This window comes from Paracoccus rhizosphaerae, assembly GCF_026162645.1.
Classification (GTDB): domain Bacteria; phylum Pseudomonadota; class Alphaproteobacteria; order Rhodobacterales; family Rhodobacteraceae; genus Paracoccus; species Paracoccus rhizosphaerae.
This window is the reverse complement of the sequence record NZ_JAOTBE010000015.1, coordinates 15,426-37,994: the sequence shown is the minus strand read 5'-3', so window position 1 is coordinate 37,994 and position 22,569 is coordinate 15,426. Positions and strand designations below refer to the sequence as shown.

Annotated in this window: 23 protein-coding genes; 13 read left to right on the top strand and 10 right to left on the bottom strand. The window is 67.8% G+C overall.

What is annotated here, in order from left to right:
* Positions 1-2 precede the first annotated feature (2 nt).
* From OC184_RS07860 to OC184_RS07830, 7 genes are all read left to right on the top strand, one after another.
* Positions 3-764, top strand: a complete 762-nt coding sequence (locus OC184_RS07860; RefSeq protein WP_265506646.1) for a thiazole synthase — start codon at positions 3-5, stop codon at positions 762-764.
* Positions 761-1,357, top strand: coding sequence for a thiamine phosphate synthase (locus OC184_RS07855; protein WP_265506676.1), 597 nt, complete (start codon positions 761-763; stop codon positions 1,355-1,357). Before OC184_RS07860 ends, OC184_RS07855 begins: the two co-directional genes overlap by 4 nt.
* The gene (locus OC184_RS07850) at positions 1,354-2,325 is read left to right on the top strand and encodes a HesA/MoeB/ThiF family protein (RefSeq protein WP_265506645.1); all 972 of its coding nucleotides are present in this window, start codon (positions 1,354-1,356) and stop codon (positions 2,323-2,325) included. Before OC184_RS07855 ends, OC184_RS07850 begins: the two co-directional genes overlap by 4 nt.
* Positions 2,322-3,263 carry an ABC transporter substrate-binding protein gene (locus OC184_RS07845; RefSeq protein WP_265506644.1) on the top strand — a complete coding sequence of 314 codons (942 nt, stop codon included), beginning with the start codon at positions 2,322-2,324 and terminating at the stop codon, positions 3,261-3,263. The genes OC184_RS07850 and OC184_RS07845 overlap by 4 nt, the downstream gene beginning before the upstream one ends.
* Positions 3,263-3,934, top strand: a complete 672-nt coding sequence (tenA, locus tag OC184_RS07840) for a thiaminase II (protein WP_265506643.1) — start codon at positions 3,263-3,265, stop codon at positions 3,932-3,934. Before OC184_RS07845 ends, tenA begins: the two co-directional genes overlap by 1 nt.
* Positions 3,931-4,644, top strand: a complete 714-nt coding sequence (locus OC184_RS07835; RefSeq protein ID WP_265506642.1) for an ABC transporter ATP-binding protein — start codon at positions 3,931-3,933, stop codon at positions 4,642-4,644. The genes tenA and OC184_RS07835 overlap by 4 nt, the downstream gene beginning before the upstream one ends.
* Positions 4,645-4,766: 122 nt before the next feature.
* Positions 4,767-5,501 (top strand): ABC transporter permease, encoded by a 735-nt coding sequence (locus tag OC184_RS07830; protein ID WP_265506641.1) that lies wholly within the window; start codon positions 4,767-4,769, stop codon positions 5,499-5,501.
* A 16-nt stretch (positions 5,502-5,517) separates the two neighbouring features.
* Here OC184_RS07830 and OC184_RS07825 read toward each other — a convergent pair whose 3' ends face one another.
* The 7 genes from OC184_RS07825 to OC184_RS07795 all read right to left on the bottom strand — a co-directional run bounded on the left by OC184_RS07825 (position 5,518) and on the right by OC184_RS07795 (position 14,722).
* A complete protein-coding gene (locus OC184_RS07825; RefSeq protein ID WP_265506640.1) occupies positions 5,518-6,291 on the bottom strand; it encodes a MetQ/NlpA family ABC transporter substrate-binding protein in 774 nt (257 codons plus the stop codon).
* A gap of 27 nt (positions 6,292-6,318) precedes the next feature.
* Complete coding sequence (locus OC184_RS07820) at positions 6,319-6,993, bottom strand: methionine ABC transporter permease (protein WP_265506639.1); 675 nt, start codon at positions 6,991-6,993, stop codon at positions 6,319-6,321.
* Complete coding sequence (locus OC184_RS07815) at positions 6,983-8,041, bottom strand: methionine ABC transporter ATP-binding protein (RefSeq protein ID WP_265506638.1); 1,059 nt, start codon at positions 8,039-8,041, stop codon at positions 6,983-6,985. The genes OC184_RS07820 and OC184_RS07815 overlap by 11 nt, the downstream gene beginning before the upstream one ends.
* A gap of 199 nt (positions 8,042-8,240) precedes the next feature.
* Complete coding sequence (locus OC184_RS07810; RefSeq protein WP_265506637.1) at positions 8,241-10,070, bottom strand: response regulator; 1,830 nt, start codon at positions 10,068-10,070, stop codon at positions 8,241-8,243.
* The gene (locus tag OC184_RS07805) at positions 10,060-10,923 is read right to left on the bottom strand and encodes a CheR family methyltransferase (protein WP_265506636.1); all 864 of its coding nucleotides are present in this window, start codon (positions 10,921-10,923) and stop codon (positions 10,060-10,062) included. The genes OC184_RS07810 and OC184_RS07805 overlap by 11 nt, the downstream gene beginning before the upstream one ends.
* Positions 10,920-13,991, bottom strand: a complete 3,072-nt coding sequence (locus tag OC184_RS07800; RefSeq protein WP_265506635.1) for a hybrid sensor histidine kinase/response regulator — start codon at positions 13,989-13,991, stop codon at positions 10,920-10,922. The genes OC184_RS07805 and OC184_RS07800 overlap by 4 nt, the downstream gene beginning before the upstream one ends.
* A gap of 173 nt (positions 13,992-14,164) precedes the next feature.
* Positions 14,165-14,722: a cytochrome b gene (locus OC184_RS07795; protein WP_265506634.1), complete on the bottom strand. Its 558-nt coding sequence runs from the start codon at positions 14,720-14,722 to the stop codon at positions 14,165-14,167.
* Positions 14,723-14,866: 144 nt separating this feature from the next.
* On the opposite strand from OC184_RS07795, the gene OC184_RS07790 reads away from it, so the two are divergent.
* The 6 genes from OC184_RS07790 to OC184_RS07765 all read left to right on the top strand — a co-directional run bounded on the left by OC184_RS07790 (position 14,867) and on the right by OC184_RS07765 (position 20,349).
* Positions 14,867-15,568 carry a CDP-alcohol phosphatidyltransferase family protein gene (locus OC184_RS07790; RefSeq protein ID WP_265506633.1) on the top strand — a complete coding sequence of 234 codons (702 nt, stop codon included), beginning with the start codon at positions 14,867-14,869 and terminating at the stop codon, positions 15,566-15,568.
* A complete protein-coding gene (locus OC184_RS07785) occupies positions 15,565-17,157 on the top strand; it encodes a sulfatase-like hydrolase/transferase (RefSeq protein ID WP_265506632.1) in 1,593 nt (530 codons plus the stop codon). The genes OC184_RS07790 and OC184_RS07785 overlap by 4 nt, the downstream gene beginning before the upstream one ends.
* Positions 17,154-18,086 (top strand): lysylphosphatidylglycerol synthase transmembrane domain-containing protein, encoded by a 933-nt coding sequence (locus OC184_RS07780; RefSeq protein WP_265506631.1) that lies wholly within the window; start codon positions 17,154-17,156, stop codon positions 18,084-18,086. The genes OC184_RS07785 and OC184_RS07780 overlap by 4 nt, the downstream gene beginning before the upstream one ends.
* A complete protein-coding gene (locus OC184_RS07775; RefSeq protein WP_265506630.1) occupies positions 18,083-19,150 on the top strand; it encodes a glycosyltransferase family 4 protein in 1,068 nt (355 codons plus the stop codon). The genes OC184_RS07780 and OC184_RS07775 overlap by 4 nt, the downstream gene beginning before the upstream one ends.
* Before the next feature lie 72 nt (positions 19,151-19,222).
* A complete protein-coding gene (locus tag OC184_RS07770; RefSeq protein WP_265506629.1) occupies positions 19,223-19,636 on the top strand; it encodes a VOC family protein in 414 nt (137 codons plus the stop codon).
* A complete protein-coding gene (locus OC184_RS07765) occupies positions 19,633-20,349 on the top strand; it encodes a fumarylacetoacetate hydrolase family protein (RefSeq protein WP_265506628.1) in 717 nt (238 codons plus the stop codon). The genes OC184_RS07770 and OC184_RS07765 overlap by 4 nt, the downstream gene beginning before the upstream one ends.
* Here OC184_RS07765 and phoB read toward each other — a convergent pair.
* Genes phoB through pstB form a run of 3 tightly spaced genes read right to left on the bottom strand, consistent with a single transcriptional unit; the run spans position 20,334 to position 22,563 of the window.
* The gene (gene phoB / locus OC184_RS07760; protein ID WP_265506627.1) at positions 20,334-21,023 is read right to left on the bottom strand and encodes a phosphate regulon transcriptional regulator PhoB; all 690 of its coding nucleotides are present in this window, start codon (positions 21,021-21,023) and stop codon (positions 20,334-20,336) included. The two genes, OC184_RS07765 and phoB, sit on opposite strands and share 16 nt — an antisense overlap.
* Before the next feature lie 3 nt (positions 21,024-21,026).
* A complete protein-coding gene (phoU, locus tag OC184_RS07755) occupies positions 21,027-21,746 on the bottom strand; it encodes a phosphate signaling complex protein PhoU (RefSeq protein WP_265506626.1) in 720 nt (239 codons plus the stop codon).
* A 19-nt stretch (positions 21,747-21,765) separates the two neighbouring features.
* Positions 21,766-22,563, bottom strand: a complete 798-nt coding sequence (pstB, locus tag OC184_RS07750; RefSeq protein ID WP_265506625.1) for a phosphate ABC transporter ATP-binding protein PstB — start codon at positions 22,561-22,563, stop codon at positions 21,766-21,768.
* Positions 22,564-22,569 lie beyond the last annotated feature (6 nt).

The window sequence follows — 22,569 nt, the reverse complement described above, 5'->3', positions numbered from 1 at the left end:
CGTTGCGCGATTTCTATGGCGTCACTCTGTCGAACGCGATGATGCTGGGCACGGCGGGATACCCCTCGCCCGCGGTCATGGAGGCCGCCTTCCGCGGCAGCGGCGCGGCGGTGGCCACGGTCTCGTTGCGCCGCGAAGCTGGTGAGGGCCAAGGCTTCTGGTCGATCATCCGGTCGCTTGGTGTGCGCATCCTGCCCAACACCGCCGGGTGCCACAGCGCCCATGAGGCCGTGACGACTGCCCGCATGGCCCGCGACCTGTTCGAGACGAACTGGATCAAGCTGGAGGTGATTGGCCACGCCGACACCCTGCAGCCCGACCCCTTCGGCCTGCTTCAGGCGGCCGAGACCCTGGCCGCCGACGGCTTCGAGGTGTTCCCCTATACGACCGAGGACCAGGTCCTTGCCCAGCGGCTGATCGAGGCCGGATGCCGGGTGCTGATGCCTTGGGGGGCGCCCATCGGGTCGGGGATGGGGCTGATGAATCGCCAAGGCTTGCGGATGCTGCGCGCGGCCTCCCCGGACGTTCCCATGGTCATCGACGCGGGCCTTGGCCTGCCCAGCCACGCGGCCGACGCGATGGAAATGGGCTTTGACGCCGTCCTTTTGAACAGCGCTGTGTCGCAGGCGGGCGACCCCGCCGCCATGGCCCGCGCCTTCGCGCTGGCGGTGCAGGCGGGCGAACTTGCGCGCGACGCCGACCCGATGGGGGTGCGGGACATGGCCGTCCCCTCGACGCCGCTTCTGGGAAAGGCATGGCTCTGATGCTGCCGCGTTTCTATCCGATCTTCGACGACCTGCCCTGGCTGGAACGCGCCCTGCCGCTGGGCGTCCGGCTTGTCCAGCTGCGGCTGAAGGACCTGCCCCCTGAGACGCTGCGGGACCGGATCCGCCGGGGCCTGACACTGGCCCGGCGGCACGGGGCGGCGCTTGTGGTGAACGACCACTGGCAGATCGCCATCGACGAAGGCGCCGAGTGGCTGCACCTGGGGCAGGAGGATCTGGATCAGGCAGACCTGCCGGCGATCCGGCGTGCCGGGCTGCGGCTGGGGATCTCGACGCACGACCATGCGGAGCTGGACCGGGCATTGGCGCTGCAGCCGGACTATGTCGCGCTTGGGCCGGTCTATCCGACAATCCTCAAGAAGATGCGCTGGCATCAGCAGGGGCTGGACCGGGTGACGGAATGGAAGCGGCTGGTCGGCCCGACCCCGCTGGTCGCCATCGGCGGCATGAGCGTGGAGCGCGCGACCGGAGCGTTCCGGGCCGGCGCCGACATTGTCTCGGCCGTCACGGACATCACGCTGAACCCGAACCCCGATGCACGGATGCGCGAATGGCTGCAGGTGACCGCATGAGCCGCCACGCCCGCCAGAACGTCCTGGCCCAGGTCGGCCCGCAAGGCCAGCGACGGCTGGCGGCGGGGCGTGTACTGATCGTGGGCGCGGGTGGACTGGGCTGCCCCGCGCTGCAATACTTGGTTGGTGCCGGCGTCGGACGCATCACGCTGGTCGATCCCGACCGGGTCGAGAAGACGAACCTGCACCGGCAGCCGATCTATCGCATGGACCAGCTGGGCCGGCCCAAATCCTTGGCCGCAGCCGAAGCCATGGCCGCGCTGGACGCGGATGTGCAGGTCGCGGCGCGGGTCGAATGGCTGACGCCGGCCAACGCCCCCGGTCTGGTCTTGGATGCCGATGTGGTGCTGGACTGCGCCGACAGCTTCGCCGTCAGCCTGACGCTGTCGGACGCCTGCATCGAGGCCGGGCGGCCGCTGATCTCGGGGTCGGCGCTGGCGCTGTCGGGCTATGCACTTGGCTGCTGCGGCGGCGCGCCCAGCCTGCGGGCGGTCTTTCCGGACCTGCCGGCGCAGGGCGCGTCCTGCGCCACCGCCGGGGTGCTGGGGCCGGTCGTCGGCATGATCGGCGCGGTGCAGGCGCAGATGGCGCTGGCTGTCCTTCTGGGGCTTGACCCATCACCTCTGGGCCGGCTGGTCAGCTTCGACGCGGCAAGCTGGCGCATGGGTGGCTTTCGCTTCGACGCCGCCCCGGAGCCTGCGGCGCCCCTGCCCTTCATCGCCGCCAGCCAGGTCGCACCCGACGACCTGCTGGTCGACCTGCGGACCGAGGCTGCGGCCGTTCCCGGCGCGCGCCACCTTCCGCCCGACCGGATCAACGAGTTGATCCCCGGCGACGCGGCCCGCGTCGTGCTGGCATGCCGCACCGGGCTCCGGGCCCACAACGCGGGCCAAGTTTTGCAACGCCACTGGCCGGGGCGCATCGCGCTTTTGGCCCTGACCGATCCCGATCTGAAAGGAACATCGTGAAGACCCTTGCCCTGTCGCTGGCCGTGCTGGCCGCGCCCGCCCATGCCGGAACCGACCTGACGGTCATGCTGGACTGGTTCGTGAACCCGGACCACGCCCCCATCGTTCTGGCCGAAGAGCTGGGCTATTACGACGATGCCGGGCTGGAGGTCGAGCTGGTTTCGCCTGCCGACCCGAATGATCCGCCGCGCATGGTGGCGGCGGGGCGCGCGGACCTGGCCGTCAGCTATCAGCCGCAGTTGCACCTGTCGCGCCACCAGGGTCTGCCGGTCACGCGGGTCGGGACGCTGGTCGAGACGCCCCTGACATGCCTTGTCGTCCTGGCCGACAGCGGGATCACCACGCCAGCCGACCTCAAGGGCCGCAAGGTCGGCTTCGCCGTCGCTGGCGTACAGGAGGTCATGCTGAACGCCATGCTGGCCGACAGCGACCTGCAGCCGTCGGACGTCGAGCAGATCAATATCGGCTGGTCCATCGCCCCCGCGCTCATGTCCGGGCAGGTGGATGGGGTGATCGGCGCCTTCCGCAACTTCGAGCTGAACCAGCTGCGGATGGAGGGGTTCGAGGGCCGCTGCCTGTTCCCAGAGGCGCACGGCATCCCCGCCTATGACGAACTGGTCTATCTGGCCGACCCGTCCCGCATGGACCGTGAATCCGTGGCGGCGTTCCTAAACGCGACCGAGCGTGCCACAGCCTTCATCAAGAACGACCCCGACGAGGCATGGCGTATCTTCTCTGCCACCGCGTCCGAACTGCAGACGCCCCTCAACGAGGCGGCTTGGGCAGACACCTGGCCGCGCTTCGCCGGCCGACCCGCCGCACTGGACGCAGGCCGTTATCAGCGATTCGAGGCGTTTCTGGCCGATCGGGGCGCCACGCCCGGCGGTTTGCCGCTGTCGGACCTGGCGGTGGACGTCAACGCGCCGGTGGCGCCGTGATGGCCGACTATGGGCGCGCTTTCGCGCTGTGGCGGCAGGCGGCGGGGGCGGACTGGGACCGCTATGTCGGGCATGACTTCGTCCGGCAGCTGGCGGCAGGAACCCTGCCCCGAGACAGCTTCCTGTACTATCTGCGACAGGACTATGTCTTCCTGCTGCATTTCGCGCGGGCCTGGGCACTGGTGATGGCCAAGTCCAACCGCCTGCCCGAGATGCGCGCGGCCGCAGGCATCGCGCAGGCGCTGCTGGAGGAAGAGATGCCGCTGCATGTCGGCATCTGCGCGCGTGAGGGGATTACCTCGGACATGCTGGCGCAGACGCCCGAATCGCCCGCAAACATGGCGTATACCCGCTATGTCCTGGCCACCGGCCAGTCCGGCGACGTTCTGGACCTTCTGGCTGCGCTTGCGCCCTGCGTTCTGGGCTATGGCGAGATCGGTCGGCGCCATGCCGGCAGCGGCGGCCCCTATGCCAAATGGACCGCGACGTATGGCGGCGAGGACTATCAGAGGCTTTGCCAGGAAGTCGGGCAACTGATCGATGCGGCGCTGGAGGCGCGGCTGGGACCCGACTGGCCGTCCCTGCCCCGCGCGTCGTCGCTGGCGCAGCAGTTTGCGCAGGCCACGCAACTGGAAGTGGCCTTCTGGCAGATGGGCCTTGACCGGACATGAGCGCGCCGGCCCTGCGCCTGCAAGGCGACCTCTGGATCGGTGACAACCGTCTGGCGCGGGACCTGAAGATCACCGCGCCCGCCGGGCGTTGGACCTGCCTGCTGGGTCCCTCTGGCGTCGGCAAGTCGACGTTGGGGCGCCTGGTGGCCGGCCTGCCGGGACGCGCACGGCTGGACGGCGACGCAACCGCTGTCCGTGGTCGGGTTGCGATGCTGGCCCAGCAGGATCAGTTGCTGCCATGGGCGTCCGCGCTGCAGAACGTGACCCTGGGCGCAAGGCTGAGGGGCGCGCCCGCGGACCACCGGCGGGCGCGGGACCTGCTGGACCGGGTGGGGCTGGCCGGGCTGCACCACCGTCGCCCTGCGACCCTCTCGGGCGGACAGCGCCAGCGCGTGGCTTTAGCCCGCACGATGATCGAGGATAGCCCGGTGGTCGTTCTGGACGAGCCGTTCTCTGCCCTCGACGCAGGCACGCGGATGGCGATGCAGGACCTTGCGGCGCGATTGCTGGCGGGGCAGACTGTGCTTCTGATCACCCATGACCCGCTGGAAGCCGCGCGGCTGGGACATGCCGCCTTCCTGATGACGGCGCAGGGCAGCCGCCCGGTCAATCTTCCCGAAGGGCCGACGCCCCGCGATGTCAGCGACCTCGCCGTGACAGCGGCACAGGCCGCTATCTTTGACGCGTTGTCGCAGAGATGCGCGGCATGACCGGCCATGTCTCGGCACCGCGCCCGCGTGCAGTCGCCGGGCGCACCGAGCCCGGTTCCGATGTCCGGCAACGCAGTATCGGGGCACCGCCGCCTGACCGGCATCGCAGGCGGAAGGTCATCGTGCCGGTTTTGCGCTTTACCGCCACCGCCATCACGACGCTTCTTCTGGGGCAGGCGCTGGTCTGGATGACGGGACTGCCGCCTTTCATCCTGCCGGGACCGGCGCGGGTGGCGCAGGCGCTGGCGGACCACGCGCCGATGCTGGCCGAGAACGCCCGCTTCACCGCCACCAACCTGCTGACAGGTCTGATGGCCGGCATCGCCCTGGGGGCGATAACGGCCTTGAACCTTGCGGCCTCGCCGCTGGCGCGCGGCCTGATGCGGCCCATGCTGGTCGCGGCGCAGGCCGTCCCGGTCTTTGCGCTGGCCCCGATCGTCACGCTGTGGCTGGGCTATGGCGCTGCGTCGAAGATCGTCATGGTCGTGCTGGTCGTGCACTTTCCGGTGGCGTCCGTTCTTTTCGATGCGCTGATGCGCCTGCCGCAACCGCTGGAGGATCTGATCCACAGCCTGCGCGCCAAGCCGATGCGGGCGCTGCTGCTGGTGCGGCTGCCGCATGCGCTGCCGGCGCTCGGATCGGGGCTGCGGCTGGCGGCGGTGCATGCCCCTTTCGCGGTGATCGTCGGCGAATGGGTCGGGTCCAGCAGGGGGCTGGGGCATGTGATGCTGATGGCGAACGGGCGCGGCCAGACCGACCTGATGTTCGCGGCGCTTGCTCTGCTGGCTGGAATGGGCGGGACGCTGTTTGCGCTGGCGGACCTGCTGCAGCGCCGGATGGAGAAGGGCCGCCCCTGAGGGCGGCCCCCAAATGTTACCACGACGTCAGGACGGCGCCGTCGTACTTGTCCTCAATGAAGGTCTTCACCTCGGGGCTGTGATAGGCCTCGACCAGGGTCTCGACCCAGGGCTCGTCCTGGCGGCCCTGCTGCACGACGAGGATGTTGACGTAGGGGCTGTCGGCCTTTTCCATCGCAATGGAATCTTCCTTGGGCGACAGGCCGGAGGCTAGGGCATAGTTCGTGTTGATGATCGCGATGTCGGCATCGGCCAGCGCGCGAGGCAGCTGCGCCGCGTCAAGCTCGATGAAGCGCAGGTCCTTGGGGTTGTCGCTGATGTCCAGCGGGCTGGGGACAAGGCCCGTGCCGTCGGCCAGGGTGATCAGGCCCAGGTCCTGCAGCAGCAACAGCGCGCGGCCGCCATTGGTCGGATCGTTCGGGATTGCGACCTGCGCACCTTCGGGCAGGTTGGCCATGTCCTCGATCTTGTCGGAATAGATCCCCATCGGCGTGGTGATGGTGGTGCCCACCTCGACCAGATCGAACCCGCGGTCCTTCATCTGGTTTTCCAAATAGGGGCGGTGCTGGAAGCTGTTGGCATCCAGGTCGCCGTCGGCCAGCGCTTGGTTCGGAACGACATAGTCCGAGAACTCGACGATCTCGATGTTCAGGCCCATGGGTTCGGCGACCTTCGCCACCTCCTCCATGATCTCGCCGTGCTCGCCGGGCGAGACGCCGACGGTGATGTCTTCGGCCATGGCGGCGGTGCCGAGGGCCAGGGCGGAAACGAACGTCGTCAGTCGCAGCATGGAAAGCTCCTTTCTTCTGCGGGAAATTCAGTGGCCGCGGTTGCGAGGTGCGCGGCGGTCGACGCGGGCGGCGAACCATTCGCCAAGGGACTGCACCAGCTGCACCAGAACGATCAGGATGACGACGACGGCCAGCATCACCTCGGGCATGAAGCGCTGATAGCCATAGCGGATGCCCAGATCGCCCAGACCCTCGCCGCCGACGGCGCCGACCATGGCGGAATAGCCGATAAGGCTGACCACGGCCAGTGTCAGCCCAAGCGCGATGGCGGGCATGGCCTCGGGGATCAGCACCTTGCGGATGATCTGCAGGGGCGTCGCACCCATGGCACGCGCGGCCTCGATGAGCCCGCCGTCGACCTCGCGGATGGCGTTTTCGACCAGGCGGGCGATGAAGGGGATGGCGGCCAGCGTCAGCGGCACGATGGCGGCATTCGTGCCGATCGATGTGCCGACCAGCGCCCGCGTGAAGGGGATGATCGCCACGACCAGGATGATGAAGGGCACCGACCGCGTGGCGTTCACCACAAGGCCCAGTACCTTGTTGACCCAGGGCGCGCTCAGCAGTTCGCCCCGCTGCGACGTCGCCAGGAAGACGCCCAGGGGCAGGCCTCCAATCGTGCCGAGGATCGTTGACACCGCCACCATGTAGAGCGTCTGCAGCGTCGCGTCCCAGAGGATCGGGATCAGGTTAGCGGACATGCCCAAGCACCTCTGTCGTCAGCCCGTGGCGTTCCAGATAGGCCCGCGCCTGCGCGCCCCGGTCTGCGTCCAGCGAAAGAAGCAGGTTGCCGAACGGGTGCGGGCCGACCTCTTCGATGTTGCCGGACAGGATGTTCGCGGCGATCCCCAGATCCGTCGCCAGCCGCGCCAGCATCGGGTCGGTGGCATGCTGCCCGGCGAATGTCACGCGGATCACTTCCTGGCTGGGGCCGTCAGGGCGTTCAGGCAGCAGCCGCCCCGCGATGAAGCCGGGCAGCGTCGCGCCCGTCACGCCCGACAGGAAGCTGCGGGTCGTCGGATGGGCAGGTTTGCGGAAGACGTCATAGGTCGGACCCGCCTCGACGATGCGGCCGCCCTCGATCACCGCCATGTGGCTGGCGACGTCGCGCAGGACCGCCATCTCGTGCGTGATCAGCAGGATGGTCAGGCCGAGGTCGCGGTTGATCCGCTCCAGAAGCTCCAGCACCGTCTGCGTGGTTTCCGGGTCCAGCGCGCTGGTCGCCTCGTCCGAGAGCAGCACCTTCGGGTTCGTCGCCAGCGCCCTTGCGATGCCCACGCGCTGCTTCTGTCCGCCTGACAGCTCGGCCGGATAGCGGTCGCCAAGCGCCGACAGGCCCACCTGCTCGATCAGCTGGTCCACGCGCGGGCGGATCTGCTGGGCGGGCGTTCCCGCGATTTCCAGCGGCAGGGCAATGTTGCCCCTGACTGTACGAGAGGCCAGCAGGTTGAAGTGCTGGAAGATCATCCCGACGTCACGGCGGATCGCCCGCAGCGCCGCACCGTTGGCGCCGCCAACATCGCGGCCGCCGACAAGAACGCGGCCCTCGGTCGGGCGCTCCAACCCGTTCACCATCCGCAACAGCGTCGACTTGCCGGCGCCGGACCGGCCGATGATGCCGGTGACGCTGCCCTGCGGGACCGACAGGTTGATATCGGCCAGCGCCGTCACGCGGCTGCCATCCGCCTTCGGAAAAGCCTTTCCGACGCCTTCGAAGGTCATCGCCGCGCCCTGATCCGTACCGGTCATGCGTGTCCGCCTGCTTACAGAGGTGAGGGCGAGGGCATGCCCGAAATGGCGGGCAAGCGCAAGATCGCCCTGTCGCGCAACTCCGCGTGGCCGCAAATGCCGGCCCTGTTCCAACACCCGCGGCGGAATGCCCGGACATCCGGCGGCACCTGGCAGGAACACCGTCCGCGACCGACGCTGCCGCAGCCGAATGCTGTCCTTATTGCGCCGCCTGTGCCACGCCGCGCGACAGAAGCGAGGTCAGCGTCATCCGCAACGTGTCGGGTCGGAACGGTTTTTCGATCAGGGGCGCGTGGTCGAAACCTTGCGGCAAATGTTCCCGGCCATAGCCAGAGACGAAGCAGAACGGCACCGACATCTGGTCGAACAGCGCCGCCACGTCGTCAACCGGCTCTCCGCGCAGGTTGCCGTCCAAGAGCGCTAGGTCGATGCCCCCACCCCGCGCGGCGTCCAGCGCATCTTCGACGCTGCGGACGATGTCGGTGACGGTGGCGCCCGCCTCCTCCAGTTCGTGGCGCAGGTCCAGCGCGACCAGCGGCTCATCCTCGACCAGCAGCACGCGGCAGCCGTCCAGCGTCGCGGGCCGCCGCTGCGGCTGCGCGGGAATAGAGTCGGCAGAGGTCCGGGTGCCGCGCAATGGCGTCGCACCCTCGGCCAGAACGATGGTCCAGACGACGCCCTCGGGCCGCCAGTCGGCCGTGACCGCGCCCGAATCGCCGCCTCCGGCCGCGCTGATCAACGTCGTGCCGAACCCCCCGCCCTGCGGCGGCGTGACCGGCGGGCCGCCTGTTTCCCTCCAGGTCAGGGTCAGCTGGTGATTTGTCAGCTGCCAGTCCAACTCGATCAGGCCCTGCGGGACCGACAGGGCGCCATATTTGGCCGCGTTGGTGCCCAGTTCGTGCAGCGTCAGCGCCAGGCGCAGCATGGTGTCTGGCGAGAGCTCGACCGGGGGGCCGTTCCGCCGCAGCCGGTCGCCGTCCAGCGTGCCCGAACTGATCTGGTCGTCGATCAGCTGGTCCAGCGGGGCGCTGGCCCATGTCGCATCGGAGAGGATCGAATGCGCCCGCGCCAGCGCCTGCAGCCGACCGCCGAAGCTTGCCTCGAACTCATCCAGGCCGTGGGACTGGCGCAGGCTCTGGCGAGCGATGGCCTGAACGTTGGCGAGGGTGTTCTTGATGCGGTGGTTCAACTCTCCAATCAGAAGCGACCGGACCTCCTCGGCCTGCTTGCGGTCGGTGATGTCCAGGATCTGCAGCGACAGCGTCTGCAGCCCAGGCCCTTCGGTCAGGACCGAGCCATAGACCTCGCAGCTGATGGGTCCGACGCCCGCGTGATCCAAGACCATCTCGGCCGAAAAGCGCGGCGCATGATCGCCGGGGGTGGCCAGCCAGCCGCGCAGCACCTGCGCGCCATCCCGGTCCAGCCAGCCAGATGCGGTCGCCGAAAAGCCAAGAAGGTCGCCGGCGCTGCGGCCGAACATCCGCTCGGCCCCCTTGGACCAGCTGCGGATGTCCAGTTCGCTGTCCAGGGTCACGAAGGCCAGCGGAGAGTTGTCGGCATGTGCCCGAAGCTGCGCCATGACGTTGTCGCGGTGGCGGGCGATGTCCTGCATCTCGTCGCGCTGGCGTTCCAGTTCGCGGGCCTGGCGGCCGATGCGGAAAAAGACTTCTGCCTTTGACTTCAGGATCACCGGATCGATGGGCTTGAAGATGTAATCGACCGCCCCCGCCTCATAGCCGCGGAAGCGGCGCGCCTCGTCCATTTCGGCGGCGGTGACGAAGATGATGGGTACGCCGCGCGTGCGCTCGGTCGATCGCATCAGTTCTGCCAGTTCATAGCCGTCGGTGCCGGGCATCTGCACGTCCAGGAAGGCCAGCGCATAGTCGTGCAGCAGCATCAGTTCCAGCGCCTCGCTGGCGGATCTGGCATAGTCGACGACCAGCCCTTCTCGGCGCAGCAACGCCTCGAGCGCGACGATGTTCTCGACGATGTCGTCGACGATCAGGAACCTGATGGGTCTATCGGGCATTGGCAATCTCCTGGCAGGCGGTACGGCGCCAGATCCGGTCGGGTTCGTCGAAGGCCTCGAAGGCCCTGGCGTGGGCGGAAAAGCGCAGCGTCTCATGAGAGCCGAGTGCAAGGAAGCCGCCACGGGTCAGAGCCTCGGCAAAGAGGCCGAGCGTGCGGTCCTGCAGCGCATGATCGAAATAGATCAACACGTTGCGACAGGAAATCAGATGGACTTCGGAGAACACCTGGTCGGTCGCCAGGTTGTGTTCGGTAAAGACGGTGCGCGCCCGCAGGCTGCGGTCGAAGGCGGCACGGCCATAGGCGGCGGTGTAATAGTCCGACAGCGATCCCAGCCCACCCGCCAGCTGATAGTTCTGCGAAAACACCGGCAAACGGTCGATGGCATAGACGCCGCCTTCGGCCTTCAGCAGCGCGCGGCGATTGATCTCGGTGGCGTAGAACATCGTCCGGTCGAACAGCCCTTCCTCGCGGAAAAGGATTGCGAGCGAATAAAGCTCTTCCCCGTCGGCGCAACCCGCCACCCAGACCTTGAGCGATGGGAACGTCCGCAGATGGGGCAGCACCTCGCGCCGAAGCGCCAGGTAATACGCAGGGTCGCGGAACAGTTCGCTGACCTGCACGGTCATCGCGTCGATGATGTCGGGCAGCACTGCGGGGTCGTGCAGCAGCCGGCCCTGCACCTCGGACAGTGTGGCGCATCCCAGACGCTCGCAGGCCAGGTTCGCCCGCCGGACCAGCGACGCCCGAGAATAGGACCTGAAGTCATAGTGATAGCGCCTGTTCAGCGCCTCGAGGAACAGGTCCAGCTCGATGTCGTCGCCAGGCCGTGCCGGAACGGGGTCGACGGTCATCGCGGCATCCACACGCGGGTCAGCGACAGCAGCTTGTCGACATCGAGCGGCTTGGGCAGATAGTCGTTGGCCCCGGCGGCCAAGCACTGGTTCTGGTCCTCGGCCATGGCCTTGGCGGTCAGCATGATGATCGGCAGCGTCTTCCAACGGTCCAGCTTGCGGATCTCACGCGTGGCAGTCAGACCGTCCATCTCTGGCATCATCACGTCCATCAGCACCAGATCGATCTTGGGCGCCGCGCCATCGTTTACGCGGCCCAAGGCCTCCAGCGCCTCTCGGCCATTGCGGGCGATCTGCACGGTCGCGCCATGCGGCTCGAAGACGCCGGTCAGGGCATAGACATTGCGGATGTCGTCCTCGACCACCAGGATTCGGCGCCCCTCCAGCTGGCCGTCGCGGTTCAGCGAGGCGGCCAGCATTTCCCGCTGCTTCTCGGGCAGGTCGCTGACGACCTGGTGCAGGAACAGCGTGACCTCGTTGATCAGGCGCTCGGGCGATTTGGCGCCCTTGATGATGATGGACTTGGAATAGCGGCGCAGGCGCTGTTCCTCGGCCTCTGACAGGGCGCGGGCGGTATAGACGATGACCGGCGGAAAGGACGCCGTGCCGTCGCCGCTCAGCTGCTCGAGCAGCTCGAACCCCGAAGCGTCGGGCAGCGTCATGTCGAGAACGATGCAGTCTACGGTCTCGGTCCGGCAGATCTCCAGCGCGCGGGCGGCGGTGCCGGCGCCGACGGTCACGACCTCGTCGCTGGCCAACAGGGCCTTTAGCCCCTCCATCTGCGCGGGATCGTCCTCGACGATCAGGACGCGGCGCAGGCGCTGTTCCAGCCGCGTCTCCAGCTTGCGGATCGCGTTCGCCAGATGATCCCGCTGCACGGGCTTCAGCATATAGCTGATCGCCCCCTGGGCCAGCGCCTCCTTGGTATAGTCCTCGGCCGACACGACATGGACCGGGATATGCCGCGTGCTCGTGTCGCGCTTCAGCCGGTCCAGCGCCGACAGGCCGGAATGGTCGGGCAGCCCCATGTCCAAGACGATCGCCTGCGGCAGGAAATGCCGGGCCGCGCGCACGGCATCGTCGGCGCGGCCGACGCAGACGCAGCGGAAGCCCAGCTCGTGCGCCAGGTCATAGAGCAGCCGGGCGAACTCCACATCGTCCTCGACCACCAGCATCACCCGGTCATCGGCGGTGATGTCCGCGTGGTCGTCATCCAGCCCCGGCAGGGCGTCCAGCACCACCACGTCGACGTCCTGGGCCTCAGGCAGCGGTGCGGCCACCTGCTGGCGCTGCGCTGCAGGCCGCTGGCGGGCGGGCGTGGCGGGAAGGATCAGCGTGAAGACGCTGCCGCGGCCCTTCTCGCTGGTCAGCGTGATCCGCCCCCCCAGAAGGTCCGCCAGTTCACGAGAGATGGACAGACCCAGCCCCGTCCCGCCGAAGCGGCGGGAGATGGTGCCGTCCGCCTGCCGGAACGCCTCGAACACGTTCTCCTGCTGGTCGGCATCGATGCCGATGCCAGTATCCTCGACCGAGAATGCGACCCCTTGGGCCGCAGGCGCGATGCGCAGCGTCACCCGGCCGCGTTCAGTAAATTTCAGCGCGTTCGAGATGAAGTTCCGCAGCACCTGCTCCAGCCGCTGGCTGTCGGTTTCGACCTGCCCGAGGCCTGGTGCGACCTCGGCTACCAGCTGCAGGCCCTTGCTGCGGGCCTGGACCTCGAAGGCGCGGACCAGCTTCTCGGCGACCGCCTGCGGGTCGATCAGGTCGTTCGAAACCTCAAGCTTGCCGGATTCGATCTTCGACAGGTCGAGGATGTCGTTGATCAGCGCCAGCAGGTCCTGCCCCGAACTTTCGATCGTCTCGGCCCACCGGACCTGTTCCTCGGTCAAGTTGCGGCCGCGGTTCTCGGACAGAAGCCGGGCCATGATCAGCAGCGCGTTCAGCGGCGTGCGCAGCTCATGGCTCATGTTGGCGACGAATTCGGACTTGTAGCGGCTCTCGCGCGCCAGTTCCTGGGCCTGATCCTCGAGCATTCGGCGCGAACGGGCCAGCGCGTCGCGCTGCTCCTCCATTTCCTGCGTCTGGCTCTCCAGCTGCGAATTCTGAGTCTCCAGCTCGGCCTGCTGGGCCTCGAGACGACGCTGGCTGTCCTGCAGCTGGCGGGTCTGCTCCTCCAGCTCCTCGTTCGAGGCGGCCAGTTCCTCTCCGTGGCCGCGCAGTTCCTCGGCCTGACGGCGGGTCTCCTCCAGCAGCTCCTGCAGCTGTTCGCGATACTGGGCGGAACGAAGCGCGACCCCCATCCGGTCGCCGACACCCTCCAGCAGTTCCATCACACGGCCCGGTGCGGGATGGTCCAGCCCCAGCTCCACCGCACCGTTCACCAGTTGACCGTCGCGCAGCGGAACGATCACGGCATGCGCAGACCTGCCGCGAGAGAGGCCCGACGTCCAGCCAAGCGCCTCGTCAGGTGACAGCGTCAACTGCAGCGCCCGCCCCTCGGAAATGCACCGCCCCAGGTGGCCCTGCCCTTCGGGCAGGCGTGCGGGCAATGCTGCGTCGTCGACGCCCCAGCTGGACAGCAGCCGGTGACCGCTGCCATTCCTGGCATAGACCACGGCCGCCCGCGCCCCCAGGCGGTCGCCGAGGATCGTCAACACCTGCTTGGCCAGCCGCTCGGGCGAGAGATCCCCCTGCATCCCGCGAGAGACGTCGATCTGCGCCTGGTTGACCCATTGGGTGCGCGTCAGCTGCAGCCGGTTCAGGATCAGCCTGCGACCGGTGACCCCCAAGGCGACATAAACCAGCCCCGCCATGCTGCGGTTGAAGGCCGCGACCTGCGGGTCGATCCCCGACCGGTCGAGCATGAAGCCCGCCGCCATCGCGACGCAGGCCAGCAGCGCCACGACGATGGGTGCGCTCGGCAGCCGCGTGGCCGATGCCAGCGTCAGGGGCAGCAGATACAGAAGCCAGACTGCCGTTCCCAATGGGAACATCATGTCGAGGGCGAAGATACCGCCGAACGCGGCGATGATGATGCCAATGATCGGCAGGTCGAGGTTTCTTGTCACAAATGCTCCTGTCGCGCCATTTTCGACGCCACGCGTCGAACGCGCGAAGGTCGCGTTGGTTCAATGCGATGCGAAAAAAACAAGGCGCCACCCTGCAGCATGTGCAGATCCGCAGGCCGGCCAAGATTTCTAACCGCGCCTGTCGAGCCTGTCGAGTGGCTTGCGACGCGACGTCAGGTCCGCTTGCGGGCCACCGGCGGCCACATCCGCTGAAAGACCCCGTCGCGGCGGATCAGCGCGTGTTGCAGCGCCGCCCCGACGTGGATCGCGATGACGCCGATCAGCGCGAAGGCCGCAACCTGATGAAAGCTGCTGGCGGCCTCGGCCAGCGCCTCGGACCGGGGGACAAGCGCGGGAACGCCCATCGCGTCCAGCGCCTCGATCGGATAGCCGCCGGCGCGCACCCTGACATAGCCGCTGAGGGGCATCGCCACCATCAGCACGTAGAGCGCCACATGGGACGCCGCCGCCGCCCGCCGCTGCCATGACGGCAGGCTGACCGGAAGATCCGGGGGCCGGTGCGTCAGACGCCAGGCCAGCCGCAGCGTAACAATGACGATCAGCAGGCTGCCCACGTTCTTGTGAAAGATGAACAGCGCATCCTGGAGGTGGCGCTCCAGCCCCTCCTGCACCATGATCAGGCCGGCGGGGATCATCAGCAGGATCAGCACGGCCACAAGCCAGTGCAGGACGCGCGTCGTGGTGCCGTGACCTTCGGGCAAGCGTTCCATCTGGGCATCCCCCCCCTTTGTGACAGGATAACGACCCTCACCTTCCAGACAAGTGGCTGGAACGCCGCTTGACGGCACATGCCGCTGTCATATTGTCGTCCGATGCAGGTCACGCGCCCTGACACCATGAAAGCAGATGCCAGGGTGACGGGACATGTCCCGGTGCGCCTGCCTGACGGCTTGATGCTGGCGGTCCCGGCCGGGCTGGCGCTGAATCTTGGCGTCGGCGTGCTGGTGACGGGACAAGGCACCGGCGCATTGGTCGCAGGCGCCGGCTATCTGATCGCCGCCGCCATCGTCGTGATCGGGATGAAGCGGCACTATCTCCATGACCGGATCGGCAGCTGCAACACGGTCACCCTGATGCGGACCGCGCTGACCACGGCACTGCTGGCGCCGCTGGTGGGCGGAACTTCAGCCGGGTGGGCGGTCGCGCTGGTCGCGACGCTGTCCCTGGCGATGGACGGCCTCGACGGTTTTCTGGCGCGGCGCAGCGGGCTTGTGTCCGACTTCGGAGCACGCTTCGACATGGAGGTCGACGCCGCCCTCGCCCTGATCCTGGCGCTGCACGTGCTGGCCGGCACCCCCGTCGGGCTCGAGGTCCTGGTCCTCGGCATCATGCGCTATGTCTTCGTGGCCGGTGCCCTGGCGCTGCGCTGGATGCGCCGCCCTCTGCCCGTCAGCATGCGACGCAAGACCGTCTGCGTCATCCAGCTGGCCGCGCTGATCGCCCTGCAGGTGCCGCAGGTGCCCGTCGATCTGTCGATCTGGCTGGCGCGCGGCGCGTCGCTTGCGCTGGCTTGGTCATTCGCAAGCGACGTCCTCTGGCTGTGGAGACATCGTTGATCCTGCGCGCTCTGATCGCCGTGGTGGTGCTGCACCTGTTGACGGCGCTGCCGTCAGAGCCGACGGGCCTGACCTGGGCTGCCTGGCTGCGCCCGTCACCCGAAGTCCCGATCCTGCTGATCGCGCTGATGTCGCTTGGCAGGTCGCTGGCCGGACAGGCGCTGCGGCTGCTGGCGGTTGTGGCGCTGACGCTGGTGACGGTGCTGCGGCTGGCCGACATCTCGATGCTCGAGACGCTCGGCCGCCGGTTCAACCCGGTGGCCGACCTGCCGCTGATCGACGCCTCGGTGCGGCTGATCTCGGGCAGCATCGGACCCTTCGCGGCGGCGGCTGCGGTTGCGGGCGCGGCCCTGCTGCTCCTGGCGATCGTCTGGGGTCTCTGGTGGGCGACCGGCGTCTGGATGCGGCTGGTCCCCCATCGGCCGCGGCTGCGCAGGGGCGGCGCCGTTCTGGCGACGGCGCTGACGGCGGCGCTTGTGCTTGTGCAGCCGGCGGGCGTCTCGGCCCTCGTGCCGCAGACCACGGCCTATGGCGCGGCGCGCCTGGACGTCGCCGCCCGCACGATCGAGGAGCTGGCGCAGTTCCGGTCCGAGGCGCGGCTGGACCCGATGGCCGACCTGCCCAATCCGTTGGCCCGGATCGACCGCGACGTGCTGGTGATCTTCCTGGAAAGCTATGGCCGAACCAGCTTCGACACGCCGTTCTACGCCACCGACCACCTGCCGATCTTGGCCGACGCGCAGGTCCGGCTGGAGGATCTGGGCCTGGCGATGCGGTCGGGCTTCGCCACGTCACCCACTCATGGCGGCCAGAGCTGGCTGGCCCACGCGACCTTCGCCAATGGCCTGCGGATCGACGACCAGACGCGGCACCAGGCCTCTGTCGCCAGCGGGCGGCGCACGCTGTTTCATTATGCCGCCAAGGCCGGCTTCAGGACCGCGACGGTCATGCCCGCCATCGTCCGCCCCTGGCCCGAGGCTGACACGATGGGCTTTGACCGCATCCTGACGGCCGCCGATCTGGACTATCAGGGGCTGCCGTTCAACTGGGTCACGATGCCCGACCAGTTCACGCTGACCGCGCTGGACCGGAAGCTTCGCGATGGGAACGATTCTAGGCCGCTGTTCGCCCAAGTGGCGCTGATTTCGTCCCACGCGCCATGGACGCCGGTGCCCTGGCTTCTGGATTGGAACCTTGTCGATGATGGCCGCGAATTCGACGCGATGGCGCAGGCGGGCGATCCGCCGAGCGTTGTCTGGAAGGACCGCGAGCAGGTCCGAGAGCACTATCGCGACACCATCTCCTATGTCCTGCGAACGGTGACCGAGTATGCCGAACGCCATGCCGGGGACCCGCCGCTGATCCTGCTGCTGGGCGACCACCAGGCTGCCAGCTCTATCGGTCTCGACGACCGCCGAGAGGTCCCGCTGCACCTGATCGGCCCGCTGGACCTGGTTGAGGCCGCCGCCGAATGGGGGCTGACCCCCGGTCTGATCCCCCCTCCGGGCAGCGCCCCCCTGCCGATGGAGGGTCTGCGCGACCGCTTCCTGCGGAGCTTTTCGGGCACCGTTGACGTTCCCCCCGCATGACATGGGTTCGCAGCCTGCAACTTCTGGCCGCGGTAGCGGTGATAGCCTTGCTGTGGACGGGGCTGGACGGCGCACAGGCAGCCCGGCTGCTGTCGCAGTCGCAGCCCGGATGGCTGTTTGCGGCTCTGGCGGCGCTGACGATGCAGACCGTCCTGTCGGCGATACGCTGGCAACTGACGGCGGACCAGTTGGGACAGCGCATCCCCTTGGGCCGGGCGATCGGCGAATACTATCTGGCGCAGGTGGTGAACCAGTCTTTGCCGGGGGGGATGGTGGGCGACGCTGGACGTGCCGTCAGGGCCCGCCACGCCGGCGGACTGAGGCGCGCCGGGGCCGCCGTGGCGATCGAACGGTTGGCGGGCCAGCTGTCGCTGATGCTGGTCCTGACCATCGGTGTCCTCTCGGTCACGCTAGCCCCCGGCGGGCTGAGCATCCCCGCACCGCTTCTGGGCCTTTTGGCGGGCATGCTGTTGGTCTGCCTCGGCGCCGGATGTGGCCTGCGCTTCGCGGGCGCCCTGCCGGGCCACGCCGGGCGTTTTGCGGCGGACCTGCGCGGCGCGCTGTCGCGGACCCTTCTGACGCGGCGGGCGTTTCCCCGGCAGGCCGCGCTGAACCTGGCCATCACCGTCGCGAACCTGCTGGCATTCGCCGCCTGCGCGCGCGCGACGGGAACCTACATGACACTTGTCGAGGTCGCCGTGCTTGTCCCCCTGATCCTGCTGACAATGATCCTGCCCCTGACCATCAGCGGCTGGGGCCTGAGAGAGGGCGCCGCGGCGGCCCTGTTCCCGATCATCGGGGCCAGCGCTTCGGCGGGACTGGCCGCCAGCGTCGCCTTTGGGCTGGTCTTCCTGGCCAGCACCGCCCCCGGCATCCTGATGCTGCTGTCGCGGCAGCACTGCTGCGACGCCGCGGGGACTGACGGATGACGGCCCGCGCCGCCTTCGCCCTTCCGGGTGACATCGCGACGCTGACCGGCGGCTACATCTATGACCACAGGCTGGTCGAAGGCCTGCGCGATCTGGGCTGCAAGGTCGAGGTGATCTCTCTGCCTGCCAGCCTTCCCACGCCTGACGCGGCGGACATGCGGAGGGCGCTGGACCGGCTTGCCGCCCTGCCGGCAGATGTCCCGGTCATCATTGACGGTCTGGCTTTCGGAGCGCTGGAGACCGCAGGTCTGCATCGGGTCAGGGCGCCCATCGTCGCGATGATCCACCATCCGCTGGCGCAGGAAAGCGCGCTGCCGGCTGACCTGGCGGACCACCTGTGGCGGACCGAACGTGCGAACCTGGCGCTCGCCCGCCACGTCATGGTTCCCAGCCCGCATACCCGCGACATGCTGATCACTCGCTATGACGTCTCGCCCGCGAAGATCACCATCGTGCGGCCAGGCACCGACCGTCCCGCCGCGCCCCAGGCGCCGGTCGATCCGCCGCTGATCCTGTCAGTTGGCATCCTGCATCCGCGCAAGGGCCACGACGTCCTGATCGCGGCGCTGGCGCAGCTAGCGGACTTGGCCTGGCAGGCGGTCATCGCCGGCAACCCTTGGGACGACCAACATGTGGCCGCGCTGCATGCGCAGGTCGCGGAAAGCGGCCTCGGCGCGCGGCTGGAACTGGCGGGCCGCGTTACGCCAGAGCGACTGTCGCAGCTTTACCGGCAGGCCTCGATCTTCGCGCTGGCGACTCGGTACGAGGGTTATGGCATCGTCTTCGACGAGGCGCTGTCGCATGGGCTGCCCATCGTCAGCACCCGGACCGGGGCGGTGGTGGATACCGTTCCCGAAGATGCGGGCCTTCTGGTGCCGGTGGATGACCCAGAGGCGCTGGCAGCGGCCCTTCGGCGCCTTCTGACCGAACCGCAGGAGCAGGCCGCCCGTGCAGCGGCGGCGGCCCGTGCCGGTGCGGCGCTGCCGAGATGGGCCGATGCGGCAGCCACGGCGATGGCGGTGCTGGATGCGCTGCCGCCCTCGGACCCCGCGTCCATGCCCTAACCGCCGGCCGGGCTTGCGCAGAGGCTGCATGGGGTGCATCACTGCGCCTGGGTTCACCTGCCGGAGACGCCGATGAAATCGCTGTTCCACCTTGCCATCCATGTCACCGACCTCGACGCCGCGCGACGCTTTTATGGCGACATCCTCGGCTGTGCCGAGGGACGTTCGACCGACACATGGGTCGACTTCGACTTTTTCGGCCATCAGCTTTCGCTGCACCTGGGCACCCCGTTTCCGACGACGCGCACGGGACGCGTGGGCGACCACATGGTGATGATGCCGCATATGGGCGCCGTGCTGCGGCTGGACGACTGGATGGCGCTGGCCGACCGGCTGGCCGCCAAGGGCGTGGCCTTCGACATTCCACCAGTGGTGCGCTTCGAAGGCCAGCCGGGAGAGCAGCGGACGATGTTCTTCTTCGATCCCTCGGGCAACCCCATCGAAATTAAAGGCTTCGCCGACTTCGACGGGCTGTTTGCCTCATGACCTGGGCCATCACGCCAGCCGTTCAACCGTCGGTCCCGGTGCATGGCAGCCCCAACCGCTTTCCCGTGCGCCGCATTTTCTGCGTGGGCCGCAACTATGCCGACCACGCCAGAGAGATGGGCCATGATCCCGACCGGGAGCCGCCGTTCTTCTTCACCAAGCCCGCCGACGCCTTGCTGACCGGTGATAAGCCCCTGCCCTGGCCGCCGCTGACGCAGGATCTGCATTTCGAGGGCGAACTTGTCGTGGCCCTTGGCGCAGGCGGAACAGACGTGGCACCCGGCGACGCGACCGCGCTGATCTGGGGCTATGCGGCGGGCAACGACCTGACGCGCCGCGACCTTCAGGCCGAGGCCAAGCGCCTGGGTCGGCCGTGGGACATGGCCAAGGGGTTCGACGGCTCTGCCGTCTGCGGGGCGATCCACCCGGCGACCGCGCCGATCGCCTCGGGCCGACTGGAGGTGACCGTCAACGACGAGGTGCGGCAGCAAGCCTGCCTGTCGCAGATGATCTGGCCTGTGGCCGATGTCATCTCTCATCTGTCGCGGATGGTGCGGCTGGAACCGGGCGACCTGATCTATACGGGTACGCCGGCCGGCGTCGGCCCGCTTCGGCCGGGCGACAAGGTCACGGTGAGCATCGAGGGGCTGTCGCCAGTGTCGACCCTGATCCTGCCTGCGCAACATGCCACGGGACGTCAGCCCAGGGCATAACCGGTGCCGCGCACCGTCCTTACGGGGTTGTCGCCGCCGTTCTGCATCAGCGCCTTGCGCAACCGTCCAACATGGACGTCGATGGTGCGCGTGTCGACATAGATGTCGCGGCCCCAAACACGGTCCAGAAGCTGTTCGCGCGTCCAGACCCGGCCAGGCTTTTCCATCAGCGTCGACAGCAGACGGAACTCCGTTGGCCCCAGATGCAGCGCCTGCCCCGCGCGGAAGACGCGGTGTTCGCCGGCATCCAGGATGATGTCGGCAAAGCTCAGACGCTCACCCATCGTGGCGGGACGAGTGCGGCGCAGCTGCGTGCGCAGGCGGGCCATCAGTTCAACAACAGAATAGGGCTTGACCACATAGTCGTCCGCCCCGGTCTCAAGGCCGCGGACGCGGTCCACCTCTTCGCTGCGGGCAGACAGCATGATGATCGGGATGCTGCGGGTGGCGGGATCGGCCTTGACCTGGCGGCAGACCTCGATTCCCGACACCTTGGGCAGCATCCAGTCCAGAACGATCAGGTCGGGCTGTTCCTCCTGCACCAGCAGAAGGGCATCCTCGCCGTTGTCGGCCACGACGACCTCGAAGCCCTCGGCCTCGAGGTTGTAACCCAGGACTTCGCGCTGCGCGCCTTCATCCTCGACGACCAGGACGCATGGGGACTGCCGCGCCATCGGTCAGACCTCGCCCATCGATGAAATCATCGGGACGCTGTTGCTTTTCGGCCGCGCCTCGTCTGGCAGTTCGCCGGTCACCAGGTAGACCACCTGCTCGGCGATCGAGGTGGCGTGGTCGCCCATCCGCTCGACGTTCTTGGCGATGAAATGCAGGTGCATGCAGGCGGTGATGTTGCGCGGATCTTCCATCATGTGGGTCAGGAATTCGCGGAAAAGGGCGTTGTACATCTGATCGACCTCAAGGTCGCGCTGCCGCACGTCCTGTGCCAGGTCGGCGTCACGGCGAATATAGCTGTCCAGCGAATCCTGCAGCATCTTGTTGACGGCCTGGCTCATCCGGCGCAGCGCCATTCCGGCGCCCTCGATCACCGGCATCTGCGACAGCACCTCGGTCCGTTTGGCCATGTTCTTGGCGTAATCGCCCACACGCTCCAGCGAGGCCGAGATCTTGATGACCGCCAGCACCATCCGCAGATCGGTCGCGGTTGGCGCGCGCAGGGCGATCAGTCGGGCAGCATCCTCGTTGATCTGCGCCTCAAGCGCATCAATGGCGGCGTCGCGGCGGCGGACTTCGTCGGCCAGATCCTCATCACGGGTTTCCAGCGCGGTCGAGCCGTCGGTGATCGCGGCCTCGACCATGCCGCCCATCTTGACCACCATCGCCTGGATGGTTTCCAGATCGCGGTCGAAGGCCGAAGAGATGTGCTTGTCGCGGTTCATGTCCTGTCCTTCCGATCCGTCAACCGATCCGGCCCGAGATATAGGCCTCGGTCCGGCTGTCCCTGGGTTTGGTGAAGATGTCGTTCGTATCGCCATATTCGACCAGGTTGCCCAGGTGGAAGAAGGCGGTCTTCTGGCTGACGCGGGCGGCCTGCTGCATCGAGTGCGTGACGATCACGACCGAAAACTGCTCGCGCAACTGGTCGATCAGCTCCTCGACCTGGCCGGTGGCGATCGGGTCCAGCGCGCTGCACGGCTCGTCCATCAGCAGCACCTCGGGGGCGGTTGCAACGGCGCGGGCGATGCACAAGCGCTGCTGCTGGCCGCCCGAAAGGCCGGTGCCAGGTTCCTGCAGGCGGTCCTTGACTTCGTTCCACAGGGCCGCACCGCGGAGCGCCTTCTCGACGATGCCGTCCAGGTCGGCCTTGTTGCGCGCCAGGCCGTGGATGCGCGGGCCATAGGCCACGTTGTCGTAGATCGACTTCGGGAACGGGTTCGGCTTCTGGAACACCATCCCGACCTTGGCGCGCAACTGCACCGGGTCAACGCGGCGGTCATAAACATCCTCGCCGTCGAGACGGATCTCGCCCTCGATCCGGGCGATGTCGATTGTGTCGTTCATCCGGTTGATGCAGCGCAGGAAGGTGGACTTGCCGCAGCCCGACGGGCCGATAAAGGCCGTTACGGTCTTGTCCAGGATCTCGACGTTCACGTCCTTGATGGCGTGCTTGTCACCGTAATAGACCTGCACGTTCCTGGCCGAGATCTTGATGTCCTGCTGGCTCACGTCAGCCTCCGATCGGGTCGTGTCGTACATGGTTAT